Annotated in this window: 16 protein-coding genes and 1 pseudogene; 14 read left to right on the top strand and 3 right to left on the bottom strand. The window is 71.1% G+C overall.

Annotated features, from left to right (window positions below):
• Nucleotides 1–98: 98 nt before the first annotated feature.
• Both AB0761_RS12515 and AB0761_RS12510 read left to right on the top strand, forming a co-directional pair.
• Nucleotides 99–1754, top strand: coding sequence for an RNA polymerase sigma factor (locus tag AB0761_RS12515; RefSeq protein ID WP_377274046.1), 1656 nt, complete (start codon nt 99–101; stop codon nt 1752–1754).
• A gap of 160 nt (nt 1755–1914) precedes the next feature.
• A complete protein-coding gene (locus tag AB0761_RS12510; RefSeq protein ID WP_377274044.1) occupies nt 1915–2781 on the top strand; it encodes a S1 family peptidase in 867 nt (288 codons plus the stop codon).
• Between the two features lie 144 nt (nt 2782–2925).
• Here AB0761_RS12510 and AB0761_RS12505 read toward each other — a convergent pair whose 3' ends face one another.
• On the bottom strand, nt 2926–3156 hold the full coding sequence (locus AB0761_RS12505) for a hypothetical protein (protein ID WP_377269059.1): 231 nt from the start codon (nt 3154–3156) through the stop codon (nt 2926–2928).
• A 539-nt stretch (nt 3157–3695) separates the two neighbouring features.
• Here AB0761_RS12505 and AB0761_RS12500 point away from each other — a divergent pair.
• From AB0761_RS12500 to AB0761_RS12470, 7 genes and pseudogenes are all read left to right on the top strand, one after another.
• A complete protein-coding gene (locus AB0761_RS12500) occupies nt 3696–5807 on the top strand; it encodes a type IIA DNA topoisomerase subunit B (protein WP_377269058.1) in 2112 nt (703 codons plus the stop codon).
• A 143-nt stretch (nt 5808–5950) separates the two neighbouring features.
• Nucleotides 5951–6439 (top strand): DUF1453 domain-containing protein, encoded by a 489-nt coding sequence (locus AB0761_RS12495; RefSeq protein ID WP_377269057.1) that lies wholly within the window; start codon nt 5951–5953, stop codon nt 6437–6439.
• An 82-nt stretch (nt 6440–6521) separates the two neighbouring features.
• Nucleotides 6522–7681 (top strand): annotated as a pseudogene (locus AB0761_RS12490) (sensor histidine kinase).
• Nucleotides 7651–8379, top strand: coding sequence for a response regulator (locus AB0761_RS12485; RefSeq protein ID WP_377269056.1), 729 nt, complete (start codon nt 7651–7653; stop codon nt 8377–8379). The pseudogene AB0761_RS12490 and the gene AB0761_RS12485 overlap by 31 nt, the downstream one beginning before the upstream one ends.
• Nucleotides 8380–8537: 158 nt before the next feature.
• Complete coding sequence (locus tag AB0761_RS12480; RefSeq protein WP_377269055.1) at nt 8538–8960, top strand: DUF485 domain-containing protein; 423 nt, start codon at nt 8538–8540, stop codon at nt 8958–8960.
• The gene (locus AB0761_RS12475) at nt 8957–10591 is read left to right on the top strand and encodes a cation acetate symporter (RefSeq protein ID WP_377269054.1); all 1635 of its coding nucleotides are present in this window, start codon (nt 8957–8959) and stop codon (nt 10589–10591) included. The genes AB0761_RS12480 and AB0761_RS12475 overlap by 4 nt, the downstream gene beginning before the upstream one ends.
• 306 nt (nt 10592–10897) lie before the next feature.
• Nucleotides 10898–11401 (top strand): AAA family ATPase, encoded by a 504-nt coding sequence (locus AB0761_RS12470; RefSeq protein WP_377269053.1) that lies wholly within the window; start codon nt 10898–10900, stop codon nt 11399–11401.
• A gap of 63 nt (nt 11402–11464) precedes the next feature.
• On the opposite strand, the gene AB0761_RS12465 is transcribed toward AB0761_RS12470, so the two are convergent.
• Together AB0761_RS12465 and AB0761_RS12460 are read right to left on the bottom strand one after the other, a co-directional pair.
• Nucleotides 11465–12154, bottom strand: coding sequence for a response regulator (locus AB0761_RS12465; protein WP_377269052.1), 690 nt, complete (start codon nt 12152–12154; stop codon nt 11465–11467).
• Nucleotides 12151–13773 carry an ATP-binding protein gene (locus tag AB0761_RS12460; RefSeq protein WP_377269051.1) on the bottom strand — a complete coding sequence of 541 codons (1623 nt, stop codon included), beginning with the start codon at nt 13771–13773 and terminating at the stop codon, nt 12151–12153. Before AB0761_RS12460 ends, AB0761_RS12465 begins: the two co-directional genes overlap by 4 nt.
• A 258-nt stretch (nt 13774–14031) precedes the next feature.
• Between AB0761_RS12460 and AB0761_RS12455 the strand changes: the two genes are divergently transcribed.
• The 5 genes from AB0761_RS12455 (at nt 14032) to AB0761_RS12435 (ending at nt 18320) form a co-directional block, all read left to right on the top strand.
• Nucleotides 14032–14898: an ABC transporter ATP-binding protein gene (locus AB0761_RS12455; RefSeq protein ID WP_377269050.1), complete on the top strand. Its 867-nt coding sequence runs from the start codon at nt 14032–14034 to the stop codon at nt 14896–14898.
• Nucleotides 14888–15769 carry an ABC transporter permease gene (locus AB0761_RS12450; RefSeq protein WP_377269049.1) on the top strand — a complete coding sequence of 294 codons (882 nt, stop codon included), beginning with the start codon at nt 14888–14890 and terminating at the stop codon, nt 15767–15769. Before AB0761_RS12455 ends, AB0761_RS12450 begins: the two co-directional genes overlap by 11 nt.
• 47 nt (nt 15770–15816) lie before the next feature.
• Nucleotides 15817–16881, top strand: a complete 1065-nt coding sequence (locus tag AB0761_RS12445; protein WP_377269048.1) for an ABC transporter substrate-binding protein — start codon at nt 15817–15819, stop codon at nt 16879–16881.
• 109 nt (nt 16882–16990) lie between these two features.
• On the top strand, nt 16991–17716 hold the full coding sequence (locus AB0761_RS12440) for a phosphotransferase (protein WP_377269047.1): 726 nt from the start codon (nt 16991–16993) through the stop codon (nt 17714–17716).
• Nucleotides 17717–17798: 82 nt separating this feature from the next.
• Entirely contained in the window at nt 17799–18320 is a 522-nt protein-coding gene (locus AB0761_RS12435; RefSeq protein WP_377269046.1) for a GNAT family N-acetyltransferase, read from the top strand.
• Nucleotides 18321–18414 lie beyond the last annotated feature (94 nt).

The following is an 18414-nucleotide window of genomic DNA, read 5'->3' as shown; positions in this document are numbered from 1 at the left end:
CCGACCCGCACCGTCGCGCGCCCACCGCGCTCCCGGTACTCCTCCAGCCCTACGGGCAGGAGGCGGAGCCGGCTTCCCGTCCACTCACGTCCGAGAGGTTGTTCGTGTCGGCCAGCACATCCCGTTCGCTCCCACCCGAGATCGCCGAGTCCGCCGCTCTCATGGCGCTCATCGAGCGGGGCAAGGCCCAGGGGCAGATCGCCGGTGACGACGTGCGTCAGGCCTTCGAGGCGGACCAGATCCCGGTCACCAAGTGGAAGAACGTCATGCGCAGCCTCAACCAGGTCCTCATTGAGGAAGGGGTGGACCTGATGGTCAGCGCGGCGGACCCGTCCGCCTCCAAGCGCACCCGAAAGAGCGTGGCGGCCAAGAGCACCGCGAAGCGCACGGCGACCAAGACGGTCACCACCACGCGCGCCGTGGCTGCGCCGCAGGCTGCCTCGGCGAGGCCGGTCCCGGCCCGTACGGCCGTGGTGGCTGCTGTGGCCCCGCTGGCCGTCGCCGCGGATGCCGTCGCGCCGCTGGAGACGGTCGAGGTGGTCGAGATGGTCGAGGACGCAGCGGCCCCGGCCGCCAAGAAGATCGCCGCACCGGCCAAGAAGGCCGCGGCCAAGAAGATCGCCGCACCGGCGAGGAAGACCGTCGCCAAGAAGACCGCAGCCAAGGCAGGCGGGAAGAAGGGCGACGACGACCTCGTCGGCGAGGACGAGCTGGTCGAGGATGCCGCGGCGCCGGGCGCCAAGGGCGACGGTGAGCCCACCGGCCCCGAGGAGGAGTCCGAGGGCTTTGTGCTCTCCGACGAGGACGAGGACGACGCTCCGGCCCAGCAGGTCGCCGCAGCCGGTGCCACCGCCGACCCGGTCAAGGACTACCTCAAGCAGATCGGCAAGGTCCCGCTGCTCAACGCCGAGCAGGAGGTGGAGCTCGCCAAGCGGATCGAGGCGGGCCTCTTCGCCGAGGACAAGCTGGGCAACGGCGACAAGCTCGCGCCCAAGCTCAAGCGCGAGCTGGAGATCATCGCTGAGGACGGCCGGCGGGCCAAGAACCACCTGCTGGAGGCCAACCTCCGTCTGGTGGTCTCGCTCGCCAAGCGCTACACCGGCCGCGGCATGCTCTTCCTGGACCTGATCCAGGAGGGCAACCTCGGTCTGATCCGCGCGGTCGAGAAGTTCGACTACACCAAGGGCTACAAGTTCTCCACCTATGCCACCTGGTGGATCCGGCAGGCGATCACCCGCGCCATGGCGGACCAGGCGCGGACCATCCGTATCCCGGTCCACATGGTCGAGGTCATCAACAAGCTCGCCCGCGTGCAGCGGCAGATGCTCCAGGACCTGGGCCGCGAGCCCACCCCGGAGGAGCTGGCCAAGGAACTCGACATGACCCCCGAGAAGGTCATCGAGGTCCAGAAGTACGGTCGGGAGCCCATCTCGCTGCACACCCCGCTCGGCGAGGACGGCGACAGCGAGTTCGGTGACCTCATCGAGGACTCCGAGGCGGTCGTTCCGGCCGACGCGGTCAGCTTCACCCTTCTCCAGGAGCAGCTGCACTCGGTGCTGGACACCCTGAGCGAGCGCGAGGCCGGCGTGGTCTCGATGCGCTTCGGCCTGACCGACGGCCAGCCCAAGACGCTGGACGAGATCGGCAAGGTCTACGGGGTGACCCGTGAGCGCATCCGTCAGATCGAGTCCAAGACCATGTCGAAGCTGCGCCACCCGTCGCGGTCGCAGGTGCTGCGCGACTACCTGGACTGAGTCCGGAGCGGTTGCTTCCCGAAGGGCCCGGAGCTGTTGCTCCGGGCCCTTCGGCGTGTCCCTCGGAAGGGTTGTTCCGTCGTGCGGCCCGGTACTCCTGGTACCCAGTCAATTACTCTGTGTCGGTTGCCTGTCGCAGACCTCCAGGAGGACACCGGTGCTGGTCAACCGTCGAGTGCGGGCTGCCGCGCCACCGCGTCGCGGGGCGTTCCTGGCCCTGCTGGCCCTCGCCCCGCTGGCGGTGGCGACCGCCGCGCCCGGGGCCGCCCAGTCGGCGCAGGCCGCCCAGGCCCAGCGGAGGGTCGTCGGCGGGGTGGCCGACTCCACCGACCAGCATCCGTGGGTGGTGGCGCTGTCCAGCCGGCCCCAGTTCGGCCTGCTGCGCTCGGGGCAGTTCTGCGGCGGTGCGCTGGTGACGCCCACCAAGGTGGTGACCGCAGCCCACTGCTTCTTCGACGAGGCCACCGGTATGCGCACCGACCGCCCGGAGCTGCGGGTCATCGTGGGCCGGACGGACATCACCGGGGACGGGGGCGAGGAGGTCCAGGTCCAGGACATCTGGGTCGAGCCGGACTACTCCTTCCAGGACAACACCGGCGACGTGGCCGTGGTCACCCTGGCGCAGCCGCAGACGGGCCGGGACACCCTGCCGCTGGTCTCTCCCGGGGACACCCGCTCCTACCGGGCCGGTACCGCGGCCACCGTCTTCGGCTGGGGCGACACCACCGGTGCGGGCCGCTATGCGGCGCGGTTGCGCTCGGTGCGGGTGCCGATCCTGGACAACGCGGTGTGTGCGGCCGACTACCCGGGCGGTCCCGGTGGGCGGTTCGACGCCTCCGCGATGCTCTGCGCCGGAGAGCGCTCCGGCGGGCGCGATGCCTGCCAGGGCGACAGCGGCGGTCCGCTGGTGGTCAGGGGACGCCTGGTGGGGCTGGTCTCCTGGGGTACCGGCTGTGCCCAGCCGGGGCATCCCGGGGTGTACACGCGTCTGGCGGCCTTCGCCGATCTGGTGCGACGGCAACTCTGAGTACCTGTCAGTGCACGTATCGTCTCTGGACCTGCGCCCGATGTGGCGTACGGCACCAAAAACCGGGTGGCGGACCGTAGAACGGTCCGCCACCCGGTCACCGGCCTGTGCCGGTCTCAGCTCGTCGGTGGTGTCTTGCTCGTGTCAGCGCTCCTCGGTGGAGGCCGTGGCGGCGGTCGCGCTCAGCCGACCGGTCTCGTCCTGTATCTCCACGGCGATCTTCTTGAGCTCCGGCTCGAACTTCCGCCCGTGGTGGGCGCAGAAGAGCAGCTCGCCGCCACTGGCCAGCACGACGCGCAGGTAGGCCTGGGCGCCGCAACGGTCGCAACGGTCGGCCGCGGTGAGCGGACTCGCGGGGGTCAGAACAGTAGTCACGTCGCCTCTTCTCTAGCTCGACGAGCTGTCGTACCAGGGTCAACATCCAACCAGGCCGAATTCGTTCCCGCTCACAGCTTTTCTTTCTGCTGCTATTTGATCGCTGTGGGTAGGTTCAGCCGGTCCCGGCCGGGTGACCGGTTGGCGGCGGACGGTGGCGGCCTCTTCGTCGCCGGTTCGCCTGTTTGCCGTTGTGGAGTTTCCGTTGTGTTGGTGAGGACGTGCCCCGGGCGCGGACGGTTCATGCGTGCCGGTACCCGTGACGTGTCTATCACTCGAACGTGTTATCGAACTCCTGTCCGAGGTGCGCGTAGCATAGAACGGACGGGGGTTGGAGCATAAGCCCCGGCTCGCGCACCGGTAGCCTGCATCTCAGCAGTGCGGTCGTCCTAGGCTGGCCCCGGCAGCGGCCAATGCCGGTGCTGCGCAACGTGTTCCGGGCAGACGCAACCTCAAGTCCGTGTTCGCGCAGCGCGTACAGCCCCGGCCCCCCGACCGGACCCGCACCATGACACAGACGGATTGAGGAGTAGCACCGCGTGACCGCCGAAACGACCGTGCCGACCGCCCTGCTCGCCGGCGACGACGGCTCCAACTACACCGCGCGGCACCTGCTCGTCCTCGAGGGGCTCGAGGCGGTTCGCAAGCGTCCCGGGATGTACATCGGCTCCACCGACAGCCGTGGACTGATGCACTGCCTGTGGGAGATCATCGACAACTCGGTGGACGAGGCGCTCGGCGGCCACTGCGACCACATCGAGGTGGTGCTGCACGACGACAGCTCGGTGGAGGTCCGCGACAACGGCCGCGGCATCCCGGTCGACGTCGAGCCCAAGACCGGCCTCTCCGGGGTCGAGGTCGTCATGACCAAGCTGCACGCCGGCGGCAAGTTCGGCGGCGGCTCCTACGCGGCCTCAGGCGGTCTGCACGGCGTCGGCGCCTCCGTGGTCAACGCCCTCTCCGCCCGGCTGGACGTCGAGGTGGACCGCAGCGGCCACACCCATGCCATCAGCTTCCGCCGCGGCACCCCCGGCTTCTTCACCGAGCTCTCCCCGGACGCCCCCTTCGAGCCCGGCAGCGGCCTCACCAAGCTGCGCAAGGTGCCCCGCACCCGGACCGGCACCCGGATCCGCTACTGGGCGGACCGGCAGATCTTCCTCAAGGACGCCAGGCTCTCCCTGGAGCACCTGCACAACCGTGCCCGGCAGACCGCCTTCCTGGTCCCCGGCCTCACCATCGTGGTCCGCGACGAGCGGATGCTGGACACCGACAAGGTGGACGAGCAGGTCTTCCGGTTCGACGGCGGCATCGGCGAGTTCTGCGAGTTCCTCGCCCCCGACAAGGCGGTCAGCGATGTGCTGCGCCTCACCGGCGCCGGCACCTTCAAGGAGACCGTCCCGGTTCTGGACGACCGCGGCCACATGACCCCCACCGAGGTCACCCGCGACCTCGGCGTGGACATCGCGCTGCGCTGGGGCACCGGCTACGACACCACCCTGCGGTCCTTCGTCAACATCATCGCGACCCCCAAGGGCGGCACCCATGTCAGCGGCTTCGAGCGCTCCCTGACCAGGACGTTCAACGAGGTGCTGCGCTCCGCCAAGCTGCTGCGCGTCGCCGAGGACGACATCACCAAGGACGACGCCACCGAGGGCCTGACCGCGGTGGTCACCGTGCGGTTGGCGGAGCCCCAGTTCGAGGGCCAGACCAAGGAGGTGCTGGGCACCTCCGCCGCCTCCCGGATCGTCGCCGCCGTGGTCGCCAAGGAGCTCAAGGCCTTTCTGACCTCGTCCAAGCGGGACGAGAAGCAGCAGGCCCGCTCCGTGATGGAGAAGGTGGTCGCCGCCGCCCGCACCCGGGTCGCCGCCCGTCAGCACAAGGAGGCGCAGCGCCGCAAGACCGCGCTGGAGACCTCCTCGCTGCCCGCCAAGCTCGCCGACTGCCGCAGCGACGACGTGGACCGCAGCGAGCTCTTCATCGTCGAGGGAGACTCCGCGCTGGGCACCGCCAAGCTGGCGCGCAACTCCGAGTTCCAGGCACTGCTGCCGATCCGAGGCAAGATCCTCAATGTGCAGAAGGCATCGGTCGCCGACATGCTCAAGAACGCCGAGTGCGCCTCGATCATCCAGGTGATAGGAGCAGGCTCGGGCCGCACCTTCGACATCGACCAGGCCCGCTACGGCAAGATCGTGCTGCTCGCCGACGCCGATGTGGACGGCGCCCACATCCGCATCCTGCTGCTCACCCTCTTCCAGCGTTATATGCGGCCCATGGTGGAGGCCGGCCGGGTGTTCGCCGCGGTCCCCCCGCTGCACCGGATCGAGCTCACCAACCCCAAGCGCGGCCAGGAGAAGTACCTCTACACCTACTCCGACCACGAGCTGCGCTCGCTGCTGCTGGAGCTCCAGCGCAAGGGACAGCGGTGGAAGGATCCGGTCCAGCGCTACAAGGGCCTCGGCGAGATGGACGCCGACCAGCTGGCGGAGACCACGCTGGACCCCCGCCACCGCACCCTGCGCCGCATCAACCTCGGCGACCTGGAGGCCGCCGAGGGGGTTTTCGACCTGCTGATGGGCAATGACGTGGCGCCCCGCAAGAAGTTCATTGTGGATTCCGCCGCCACCATGGACCGCTCCCGCATCGACGCCTGATCCGACGGCGGCGGTCTCTCCACCCGCGGGTGGAGAGACCGCCGCCGAATGCTTCCACCCGGACCTCCACCGCTGCTCCGAGGCCGTGCAGACCGCCGATCCGTAGCGTCGCCCGTGTTGCAGTGCTGACACGGAGAGGTCCCATGAGCGGCAGCGTCACCGATGTGCTGATCCCCCTTGCGGCGGTGGTCCTGGTCCTGGTCCGGCAGTTCCGGGCCCGGCGGGTCGGCGACGACCGCAAGATCTGGCTGATACCCCTGGTGCTGGCGGTCCTCGCCTTCCGGGACCCCCATCTGATCGACCCGGCCCACCGCGCCGCGGCCCTCTTGCTGCTGGGAGCCGAGCTCCTGGTGGCGGCCGGGTCCGGCTGCGCCTGGGCCTGGACCACCCGCATCTGGCGGGATGCCGACGGCAGCGTCTGGGCCAAGGGCACCTGGGTGTCCTTCGCCGCCTGGATCGGGATGGTGGTGGTGCGGATCGGCCTGTTCGGCCTGGGCTCTGCCCTCGGCGTCCACCAGAGCAGCAATGGGCTGCTGCTGTCCGTGGCGGCGATGCTGCTGGTGAGGGGGGCCGTGGTGGCCTGGCGGGCCGGTAACCTCGAACCGTCGTACCGTGTCCCTGCTGCGGGCTGAGCCCGGCCCCGCCGCACTGCCGGAACCGGTGGGCGGGGCGGCCTCGGCCGGCCGGGCAGGCCCGGCGGCGGAAGGACTTCAGGTGCTGTGGGAACCATGGATCAGCTGGCCCTCCCGGGAGGCGCTGAGCCGGGACGGTGCCGGTCGTACCCGCTCCAGGATCGGGGTCGGGGTACGTGTCGCGGTCGGTGTGGCCCTTGTCTCCTCCACGTTCGGCACCGGACGCTTCACCGGCTGGGCGGCGCTCGGCATGGCGCTGGCCCTGGTGGTCGTCGGTTTCGCCCTGCGCGCCTTCCACCGGGTGACCCTGGAGCACCGGCTGCTGCCCGCACTGGGGCAGATGGCCGTGTTCGTCGCTGCGGGCTTCGCCGCCCGGGCCGTGAACGCCCCGGTCATGGCCACGATCCTGTGGTGCGGAGTGGCCATCACGGCGCTCCAGCGGCTGCCGCTGGCTGCCGCGGTCCCCGGTGCTCTGACGGCCCTCGGTTGCTACGCCGCCGTCAGCCGTGACGGCTGGCTGGCCACCGGCGCCACCATGGCGGGCCTGGCACTGCTGGGCTATCTGCTGCGCCTGGACGCCGAGGCCCGCGGCACCGCGCAGCGGCTGCTGGCGCAGGAGCGGGCCGCGCGGGCCGCGGAGGCGGAGTCCGCCGCGCTGGCCGAACGGGCCAGGATCGCCCGGGAGATCCATGACGTCCTGGCGCACAGCCTCTCTGCGCAGCTGGTGCATCTGGAGGCGGCCCGGCTGATGCTGGACTCCGGTACCGCCCCCGAGCAGGTGCGGGAGCGGGTGGTGGCGGCCCGCCGGATGGCCCTGGACGGTCTGACCGAGACCCGGCAGGCGCTCTCGGCGCTGCGTGGCGAGTTCACCCCGGTGGGGGAGTTCCTGCGGCCCTGGCCGACGCGGAGGGGGCCCGGCTGGAGATCGAGGGTGTCGCGCGTCCGCTGGCCGCCGAGGCCGGGCTGGCGGTGCGGCGCACCGCGCAGGAGGCGGTCACCAATGTCCGCAAGCACGCCACCGGGGCGGGTTGTGTGCTGCGGCTGCGCTATCTGGAACACACCGTGGAGCTGGAGGTGCGCAACACCCGGACCGGCCGCCGGGAGGGCCGGTCCGAGTTGGCGGCCAGTGGTTCCGGGTACGGTCTGCTGGGGATGCAGGAGCGCGCCGAACTGCTCGGCGGCACCCTGGAGTCGGGCCCCGACGAGGGAGGATGGCGAGTGCGGCTGCGAGTGCCGGCGTGACCGGGCGGGCGGTGCGGGTGCTGGTCGCGGACGACCAGACGGTGGTCCGCGAGGGGATCGTGATGCTGCTGGGGCTGCTGCCCGGGATCGAGGTGGTGGGCTCGGCCGCGGACGGCGAGGAGGCCGTCCGGCTGGTCGCCGAGCATGCACCGGACGTGGTCCTGATGGATCTGCGGATGCCCCGTTGCGACGGTGTGGAGGCCACCCGGCGGATCCGCGCCGACCATCCCGGCACCGAGGTGGTGGTGCTCACCACCTATGCCGACGACGACTCCCTCTTTCCCGCCCTGAGAGCCGGCGCACGCGGTTATCTCACCAAGGACGCGGGAGGCGAGGAGATCGCCAGGGCGATCGCCGACGTCCGTTCGGGAGCCGCCGGGCTCTCCCCGCAGGTGCAGAGGAGGCTGCTGGAGAGGCTTGCCGAGGACGGCCCCGCACCGCGCGGGTCCGGGCCGTCCGCCGCTGAGCCCGGGACGGCGCCGCAGCCGGTGCTGCCCGACGGGCTCACCACCCGGGAGGCGGAGGTGTTGGCGCTGATCGCGGAGGGGCTCTCCAACCCGGAGATCGCAGCGGAGCTCTTCGTCAGCGTGGCCACGGTGAAGACCCACATCAACAATCTCTTCGCCAAGACCGGGGTCCGCGACCGTGCCCAGGCCGTGGGCTACGCCTACCGGCACGGCATCTCCCGGCAGCCCTGAGCCCTTTCCGCACGGGATGTTGACTCTCCGTCACCAGCTCTTCACCGGATGGAGTGAACATAGCTGCTGCCGTCCGCGCAGGCGTACGCGAGCGGCCACCCTGGATGGGGCAAGGGCGCCCGCAGTCGGTGGCGCGTCCGACGTCAGGGAGCGCACCGTTGAACAGACCGTTGAGCCAGCAGGATCCAGCGGCCCCGGCCGAGCAGGCAGGCGGGTTCGACTGGTGGGGCGGCGCGGCCCCCGCCGAGCGGCCCGCACCCCGTCCTGCCCCGGCGCAGGTGTACCGCGAGGTCCAGCAGAGTGAGGCGTTCCGGCGGATCCGCCGGTCCCACCGCGGGTTCGTCCTCCCGATGTCCGTGCTCTTCCTCGGCTGGTACGTGGCCTACCTCGTCGCCGCCACCACCGCCCCGGCGCTGATGCGCCGCCAGGTGGCGGGCCCGCTCAATCTGGCCTGGCTGCTGGGGCTGCTGCAGTTCGCCTCCACCTTTGTGATCACCTGGCTGTACGGGCGCAATGCCCGCGCCAAGCGCGACCGGGCCGCCCTCGGCCTGCGCTGGGACACCCAGGACCAGCTCCGATGAGCGGCCGCACCCTCCTCGCCGCCGAGGCTCCGACCGCCCAGCACCACGGGCTGGCCACCGCACTGTTCGCCGTGGTGGTGCTGATCACCCTCACGATCACCCTGTGGGCCGGCCGCCGCACCCGCGCCGCCGAGGACTTCTACACCGGCGGGCGCGCCTTCTCTCCTCTGCAGAACGGATTCGCCGTCTCCGGTGACTACCTCTCCGCCGCCTCCTTCCTGGGCGTCACCGGACTGATTGCGCTCTACGGCTACGACGGGCTGCTCTACACCATCGGCTTCCTGGTCGCCTGGCTGGTGGTGCTGATGCTGGTCGCCGAGCTGGTCCGCAACGCCGGCCGCTACACCCTGGCCGATGTGCTGGCCGTACGGATGCGGGAGCGCCCGGTCCGGGCCGCGGCCGGTACCGCCGGGATGGCGGTCAGCCTGCTCTACCTGGTCGCCCAGATGGTGGGTGCGGGCAGCCTCGTCTCCCTGCTGCTGGGCACCGGCGACGGCTCGGCCAGGAGCTGGACCATCGTCGGGGTCGGCGCCCTGATGGTGCTCTATGTGACCGTCGGCGGGATGAAGGCCACCACCTGGATCCAGATCGTCAAGGCGGTGCTGCTGCTCTGCGGCACGGCGCTGCTGACCGTGCTGGTCCTGGTCCGCTTCCGCGGCGACCCCGGCGAGCTGATGCGGGCCGCCGCCCGTGGCAGCGGCGCCGGCACCGCCTATCTGGAACCGGGTCTCAAGTACGGCGTCGGCATCGTCAACCGGTTGGACTTCATCAGTCTGGGCCTCGCCCTGGTCCTGGGCACCGCAGGTCTGCCGCACATCCTCGCCCGCTTCTACACCGTGCCCACCGCCCGCGCCGCCCGCCGCTCCGCGGTCTGGTCGATCGGCCTGGTGGGCTGCTTCTATCTGATGACGATCGTGCTGGGCCTCGGCGCGGCCGCGGTCGTGGGCTCCGCCGCCGTGCGGGCCGACAACCCGTCGGGCAACACCGCCGTCCCGCTGCTGGCGCTGGACCTGGGCGGCGGGGCCGACAGTACGGGCGGCCTGGTGCTCTTCGCCGTCATCTCCGCCGTCGCCTTCGCCACCATCCTCGCCGTTGTCGCCGGGCTCACCCTTGCCTCATCGGTCTCCTTCGCCCATGACATCTATGCCAGGGCCCTGCGGCGGTCCGACGAGCGACCAGTGACGGAGCGTCAGGAGATTGCGGCGGCCAGGGGCGCGGCCGTGGCGGTGGGTGCGCTGGCCATTGTGCTGTCGCTCTTCGCCCAGAAGCTCAATGTCGCCTCCCTGGTCGGCCTGGCCTTCGCCGTTGCGGCCTCCGCCAATCTGCCCACCCTGCTCTTCGCCCTCTTCTGGCGCCGCTTCACCACGCGGGGCACCGTCTGGGCGCTCTGGGGCGGGCTGCTCTCGGCCCTGGTGCTGGTGGTGTTCTCCCCGGTGGTGTCAGGAGGGCCCGGCGCCATCGTCACCACGGTCGACTTCCACTGGTTCCCGCTGGAGAACCCCGGTCTGGTCTCCATCCCCTTCGGCTTCCTGGCCGGCTGGCTGGGCACCGTCACCTCCCGTACTCCCGCAGACCCGGACCGCTATGCGGAACTCGAGGTCCGCGCTCTCACCGGCACCGGCGCCGTCTAGTGCCGCCCCCGCCAACGTTTGCCCCCCGCCTGGCGGCTGGGAGGTGCCCCCACGCCGCGGCGTCCGGTGCGTGCGATCGCAAGGCGGCCGGAAGCCCTTGTGCTGGGTCGTACCTGGGCTTTCGGCCAACGCAGCGAGCGTGCGTGCCTGGGGGCACCTCCCGGCCGAAGGCCGGGGGAGCGTCGCGGCAGGGCAAAGGGTGGCGGGGGCGGCACTGGTGCTCCGACCGCATACGTTCGCCGGGGCGGTCGGGCTGTGGCGCGTTCTGCTTCAGTGGACGCGCTTCTCACCGCGTAATCTGGCTCCGTGACGCAGCAAATGGGCACAGTGGTGCTGATGTGCGGACTTCCAGGAGCGGGCAAGACCACCTACGCGATGGAACTGGTGCGACGCGGTTACGTTCGACTCTCGATCGATGAGGTGGTCTGGCAGCGACTCGGGCAGCGGGATGCCGGCCTGGTACTGGAGGCGGAGGCGTTCGACCAGCTCAAGGAAGAGGTCCGCCGCGAGCAGCGGCAGGAACTGGTCGAGCTGATGCTGACCGGGCGCGACGTGGTGGTGGACTACAGCTTCTGGAGCCGCGCCGCCCGCGATGACTACAAGGCCCTGGTCGAGCGCCACGGCTGCCGGTGGCAACTGGTTCACCTCAAGGCCGACCGGACCACGCTGGAGCGTCGTCTCAAGGCCCGGAACGGCGAGGAAGGCGCCAACTCCGTCACCGTGGACGAGGAGCTGTTCATCCGCTATCTGGCCAACTTCGAGGAACCGAAGGGCGAGGGTGAGCAGGTCCTCATGCAGTCGTCGATCTGAGGGCTTGACGTTGCCCGACCGGCCCTTCGACGAGGGTGAGGCCGGGGGCTCGGTCGGCCTGGCTCAGGGGCGCCGGGCGGGGAGGCCGTAGAGGTGCTCGGGGCGGCCGGTGTCGCCGTAGCGGAGGGTGAGCTGGAGTCGGCCGTCCCGCTCCAACTGCTTGAGGTACCGCTGCGCCGTGGAGCGGCTGAGACCGGTCACCTCCGCCACCTCCTGCGCCGAGACCGGCCGGGCCGAATCGCGGAGCATCCGCAGCACCAGGTGCGCGGTGGGTGCGGAGTGGCCCTTGGGCAGCGTGGCGGAGGGGCCGGCGGCGCGCCGCAGCGCCCCGTAGAGCCGGTCCACCTCCTCCTGCCCGGCCTCCTGGGCGGATCCGGCCAGGGCCCGCCGCAGCTCCGCATAGGCGGTCAGCTTCTCCCGCAGCCCGGCGAAGGTGAACGGCTTCACCAGGTACTGCAGGGCGCCGTGCTGCATGGCGGCATGCACGGTGGAGACATCGCGGGCCGCGGTGACCATGACCACGTCCCCGTGCAGTCGCCGTTCCCGCATCCGTCGCACCAGGTCCAGGCCGGTCTCGTCCGGCAGATAGTGGTCCAGCAGCACCAGGTCGACGGGGTGGCGTTCCAGCGCGGCCAGGGCCTCGCCGGCGCTGTGCGCCTTGCCGACGACCCGGAAGCCGGGCACCTTGGCCACATAGGCCGCATGGACCTCGGCGACCCTGAAGTCGTCGTCCACGACCAGTACGTCGATCATCGTGTCGCCTCCAAGGGCGGGTTCCCGGCGGCGCCGACGGGTACGGGATGCAGTGCCTCGGGCAGCTCCACCGTGAACGCGGCGCCGCCGAGGGGCCCGTCGCCGACGGTGATCCGGCCTCCGGCCCGCTCCACCAGACGCCGTACCAGCGCCAGACCGAGCCCGCGCGGACGGTGGCCGGGGGCCTTCTTGGTGGTCCAGCCCTCGGTGAAGACCGTCTCCCGCAGCGCGGGTGCCACCCCCGGTCCGTTGTCCGCGACGTGGGCGACCACGGTGCTGCCGTCGGTGTCGAGGGTGACCGCCACCGCCGGCCGGCCCGCGCCGGAGGCGGCGTCCAGGGCGTTGTCGATCAGGTTGCCCATGACGGTGACCAGCAGCCGGGAGTCCACGGCGGCGTCCGGGAGGTGACTGCCGGCGGTGATGGTGAGTGTCGCGCCCCGCTCGGCGGCCACCGCGCTCTTGCCTGCCAGCAGGGCGGCCAGATGAGGGTCCTGGACCTGTTCGGCGATCCGCTCGGCGGCGGCCCGGGCCGAGCCGGACGTCTCGGTGATGAACTCCACCGCCTGCTGGTGCATACCCAGCTCCAGCAGGCCCAGCAGGGTGTGCATCCGGTTGGCGTGCTCGTGGTCCTGGGCGCGCAGCGCATCGGTGAGGCCTCGGGTGGTGTCCAGCTCGCGCACCAGCTCCTCCAGCTCGGTGCGGTCCCGCAGGGTGACCACGGCGCCTCCGTCGGCGGTGGCCATCCGGTTGACGACCAGGACCCGGTCGTCGCGGACGGCGGGCAGGTCCTCGCCGGGGCTGCGGCCGGTGAGCGCGTCCGCCAGCCGGCCCGGCGGCAGTACGTCGTCCACCAGCATCCCGGCGGCGCCCTCGGGCAGCGCCAGCAGCCGTGTCGCCTCGTCATTGGCGAGCCGGATCCGTCCGCGCCGGTCGAGGGCGACCATGCCTTCGCGGATGGAGTGCAGCATCGCCTCCCGCTCCACCAGCAGCGCGGAGATGTCCGCGACGGCGATGTTGTGGGTGCGTCGTTTCAGCCGGTGGGCCAGGAGCAGGGTCACCAGGGTCCCTGCGGCCAGTCCGGCGGCGGCGCAGAGCAGAATGCCGGTGATCATGGATGCCAGCCGGCTGCGGATGGAGCCGTCGTCGATGCCGACCGACACCTCTCCGACGATCCGCCCGTCGGCGAGCCGCAGCGGCACCTTGCCCCGGGCGCTGAGGCCCAGTGTGCCGTGCTGGATGGCGGTGACGGTCTGGCCGCGCAGGGCGGGCCCGGGGTCGGTGCTGACCCGCTGGCCGATCCGGTCGGGGTCGGTGTGTGACAGCCGTACGCCGTTGTCGTCGGTGATCACCACAAAGCTGGCGCCGGTGAGGTGGCGGATCTGTTCGGCCGCCGGCTGGATGCGGGCCGAGTCGCGGGCCGCCGCGGCCAGCGCGAGGTCGCTGTCGGTGGCGGTGACCTGGGCGATGGCCAGCGCCCGCTGCATGGCGGCGCGGTCCAGTTCGGCGCTGACCGGGGCCAGGAAGAGCCCGGCGGTGAGGGCGGTGACGCCCACCGTCACCACGGTCTGGCTCAGCAGGAGCTGGGCGAAGACACGGCGGGGCCAGTGCGGTCGTCTCATCGCCTGTCCTTCCCTGTCGCTGCCCGGTTCCGGATCGCCCCCCTCCGCTTCATGGCTGCGGGCCGCCCGCCACCTTATGTTTCCGCGGCGTTTCCGGCCAGGGGCTCCCCGCTGTTGTAGCGCAGGCAAAACGAGCACAACAGTCCCGAACGCCCAGAACCCGCAGTACGCCCGCAAGGCTGACGCGCCCGCCGGGTCCGCTCCTAACCTCCCGACGACAGCGATTCCCGGCGGTGGCGCCGGGGCCGGAGGTGGTACATGAGCGGCGCGAAGGAACCCGGTTCGCCGGGCGGTGGCGCGGCGGCCGGGCACGACGCCGACGGCGTCCCGGCGATCGAGCTGGTCGGTGCGACCAAGCGGTTCCGCACCCCGTCGGGCGGCGTGCACACGGCCGTCCGCGATCTGGACCTCACGGTCCGGCAGGGCGAGTTCGTCGCCGTGGTCGGCCCGACCGGCTGCGGCAAGTCCACCACTCTCACCCTGGTCAGCGGGCTCGAGGAGCCCAGCGAGGGCGAGGTGCGGGTGCAGGGCGTGCCGGTGGACGGCATCGGCGACGAGGTCGGCTTCGTCTTCCAGCAGGACGCCGTCTTCCCCTGGCGCAGCGTGCTGTCCAATGTGATGGCAGGCCCCCGCTTCCGCGGCGTTCCGGCCGCCGAGGCCCGGGAGAAGGCCCGGGAGTGGCTGGCCAGGGTGGGTCTGGCCGCGTTCGAGGACCGCTATCCGCACCAGCTCTCGGGCGGGATGCGCAAGCGGGTCGCGCTGGCCCAGACCTTTGTCAACGACCCCAGGATCCTGCTGATGGACGAGCCCTTCTCGGCACTGGACGTGCAGACCAGGGCCCTGATGTCCGACCAGTTGCTGGAGCTGTGGGCGGGCACCGGCTCCTCGGTGGTCTTTGTCACCCATGACCTGGAGGAGGCCATCGCGCTGGCCGACCGGGTGGTGGTGATGACCGCCGGGCCGGCCACCGTCAAGCAGGTCTTCGACATCGACCTGCCGCGTCCGCGCACCGTCGAGGCGGTGCGGCTGGAGCCGCGGTTCATCGAGATCTACCGGGAGATCTGGGCCTCGCTCGGCGAAGAGGTGCGCATCACCCGCGAGAGAGGAGCGGGCAATGCCGCTTGAGACAGCACCCGCCGGTACGGTCCCGGTGCAGAAGGACACCGGTGCGCCCACGGCGCGCACCGAGGCACGCGAGCGGGCCGCCCGCAACCGCCGGATCGGCGTCTACGCGGCCAGGATCGCGGTGCTGGCAGGTGTGCTGGGTCTGTGGGAGGTGTTCGCCAGGACCGGCGTCATCGACCCCTTCAACTTCTCCATGCCCTCCAAGATCTGGGACCAGATCTGGCAGTGGATCACCCATGGCACCGCCCAGGGCTCCCTGGGCGAGCAGATCGGCTACACCCTCTACGAGGCCCTGCTGGGCTGGGCGGTGGGCGTGGTCTGCGGTGTGGTGCTGGGCATCGCGCTCGGCCGGGTCCGCTTCCTGGCCGATGTGCTGGGCCCGTACATCAAGGTGCTCAACGCCATCCCCAGGATCGTGCTGGCGCCGATCTTCCTGATCTGGTTCGGCCTGGGCCCGGCCTCCAAGGTCGCCTCGGCCGTGGTGCTGGTCTTCTTCCCGGTCTTCTTCAACGCCTTCCAGGGGGCGAAGGAGGTCGACCGCAACCTGGTCGCCAACGCCCGCATCCTCGGGGCCAGCAACCGCAAGGTCACGCTGCAGGTCGTCATCCCCGCCGCCACCTCGTGGATCTTCACCTCGCTCCATGTCTCCTTCGGCTTCGCGCTGATCGGAGCCATCGTCGGCGAGTACATCGGCGCCACCAAGGGCCTCGGTCTGATGGTCGCCGCCGCCCAGGGCACCTTCAACGCGGCCGGTGTCTACGCCGCCATGACGATCCTGGCGGTGGTCGCCCTGCTCACCGAGGGACTGCTCACCCTCGCGGAGAAGAAGCTCTTCCGCTGGAAGCCGGCCGACGCCGGCGACGGCCGCTGAACCCCCTCCCCAACCCTCGTCACCCACCCGTGAAGGGCACCCCAGCCATGCGCAGACACCTCGCCGCCACCACGGTGGCCGCCGCCGCTCTCCTCTCCCTCACCGCCTGCGCCAACGACGCGGCGAGCAACTCCGGCACCGCCGTCGCCAAGGACACCGGCCCGGCCGTCTCCGGCCCCAAGGTCAAGATCATGGTCGGCGGCCTGGACAAGGTCATCTACATGCCGGCGATGCTCACCCAGCGCCTCGGCTTCTTCAAGGCCGAGGGGCTCAATGTCGAGCTCCTGACCGAACCCGCCGGCGTCGACGCCACCACCGCGCTGATCGCCGGGGACGTCCAGGGCGCGGTCGGCTTCTACGACCACACCATCGACCTCCAGGCCAAGGGCAAGTCCGTGGAGTCCGTGGTGCAGTTCTCCCAGGCCCCGGGCGAGGTGGAGCTGGTCTCCACCAAGGCTGCCGACGCGGTCAAGTCCGGTGCCGACTTCAAGGGCCGCAAGCTGGGCATCACCGGCCTCGGCTCCTCCACCGACTTCCTCACCAAGTACCTCGCGGTCAAGCACGGCGTGGGTGTCGGAGACTTCAGCCCGATCGCGGTCGGCGCCGGCCAGACCTTCATCGCCGCCCTCCAGCAGGGCAGCATCGACGGTGGGATGACCACCGACCCGACGGTGGCCAACGTCCTCGACAAGGGCCTGGGCAAGGTGCTGTACGACATGCGCACCCCCGAGGGCTCCAAGGCCGCGCTCGGCGGCCTCTACCCCTCCTCCAGCCTGTACATGAACACCGACTGGGTGAACAAGAACAAGGAGACCACCCAGAAGCTGGCCAACGCCTTCGTCAAGACCCTGAAGTGGATGTCCACCCACACCGCGGCGGACATCGCGGCCAAGATGCCCGCCGACTACGCCCAGGGCGGTGAGGACCTCTACGCCAAGTCCATCGGCGCCACCCTGCCGATGTTCACCAAGGACGGCGTGATGCCCGCCGACGGTCCCAAGACCGTGCTGGATGTCCTCTCCTCCTTCAACCCCGAGGTCAAGGGCAAGGACATCGACCTCAGCAAGACCTACACCACCGAGTTCGCGCAGCAGGCCGCCTCGGCGGGCTGACCCTCCTCGCGCGCACACACCGGCGCCTCCGCCTCCCGGACAGCGGGCGGAGGCGCCGGTGTGCGTGCGCCGGTGTGGGTGCGCGGGGGTGTGTGCGAGGGTGGGCGGCATGGGCGAATCGGTGCTGCACGGCGGCTTCGTCAACCGGGTGGTGCGGATCGGCGACACCGTGCGCCGGACGCCGTCGGAGCGCTCCCCGTTCGTCCGCGAGCTGCTGGACCTCTTCGAGCGGCACGGCTGGAGCGGCGCGCCGCGCCATCTCGGCGAGGACGAACAGGGACGCGAGACGCTCACCCACATCGACGGCCGAGCGGCACTGACGCCGGATCAGGTCCGTGCCGCCGGCAGCGACGAAGCACTGGCGCGGGTGGCCCGGCTGGTACGGGGGTTCCACGACCTCACGGCCGGGACACCGCTTGCCGGGGGAGCGGAGGTCGTCTGCCACCACGACCTGTCACCGCGGAACACCGTCTACGACGAGGACTGGCAACCGCGCGCGTTCATCGACTGGGACATCGCCGCCCCGGGCGAGCGGATCCAGGACCTGGCCCATGTCTGCTGGCAGTACCTGGATCTGGGGCCGTCCGTCACCGATGTCCCGGAGGCCGCCCGGCGCATCCGCCTGATCTGTGACACCTACGGCCTGCACGGCCCGGCGGAGGTGATGGACACCGTGCTCTGGTGGCAGGACCGCTGCTGGCGGGGCATCCAGGCCGGGGCGCAACGCGGCGAGCCCGCCATGGTCGGCTTGCGCGACCTGGGTGTGGTCGGCGAGATCCAGGCGGCCCACCGGTGGGTGTCGCTCCACCGTGCGCCCTTGGCGGACGGGCGCTGACCGGCTGAGGTCCACGTGGCCGCACCGGCGCCGGGGAAGAACGCGCTGGCCCGGTGACGGCCGAGCAGGTAGAAAGGTTCGCATGCCCATCGAGATACGCACCGGCGGCCCCGACGACGCTCCCACGATCCTCGGCCTGCTGGACGGCGCCGTCGCCTGGCTGGTCGAGCGGGGCTACCCCGACCAGTGGGGTACCACCCCCTGGTCCATCGCCCCGGCCGCGGTCGAGCGCATCCACCGCTATGCGACCGAGTACCTGGTCCGCATCGCCGAGGTGGACGGACGGCAGGCCGGCTCCTGCATCCTGGCCGAGGAGCCGCCCAGCTATGTAGCCCCGGTGGAGGAGCGGGAGCTGTACGTCCGCAGCCTCGTGACCGACCGCACCCTCAAGGGGAGCGGGGTCGGCGCCGCCCTCATCGACGACGCCCGCGCCGAGGCCGGGAGACGAGGGATCGGGCTGCTCCGCGTGGACTGCTTCGCGGGCAACCAGGGCCGCCTGGTGGCGCAGTACCAGCGCCTCGGCTTCACACCCAGTGACACCTTCACGGTCGACCCGACCGGCGCGGGCCCCTGGCACGGCCAGGTGCTTGAGCAGCGCCTGTAGCCGGACCGGGTCCGGCCCCGGTACTGGTGTGATCGCCTGATCACCTGTGGCCGGTTCCCCGGGGAACCCAGCCGGCGGGTCACCGACTGTGGTC

The organism is Peterkaempfera podocarpi, assembly GCF_042466665.1.
GTDB lineage: Bacteria > Actinomycetota > Actinomycetes > Streptomycetales > Streptomycetaceae > Peterkaempfera > Peterkaempfera podocarpi.
The sequence above is the reverse complement of the archived record's forward strand: the minus strand, read 5'-3'. Positions and strand labels throughout refer to the sequence as shown.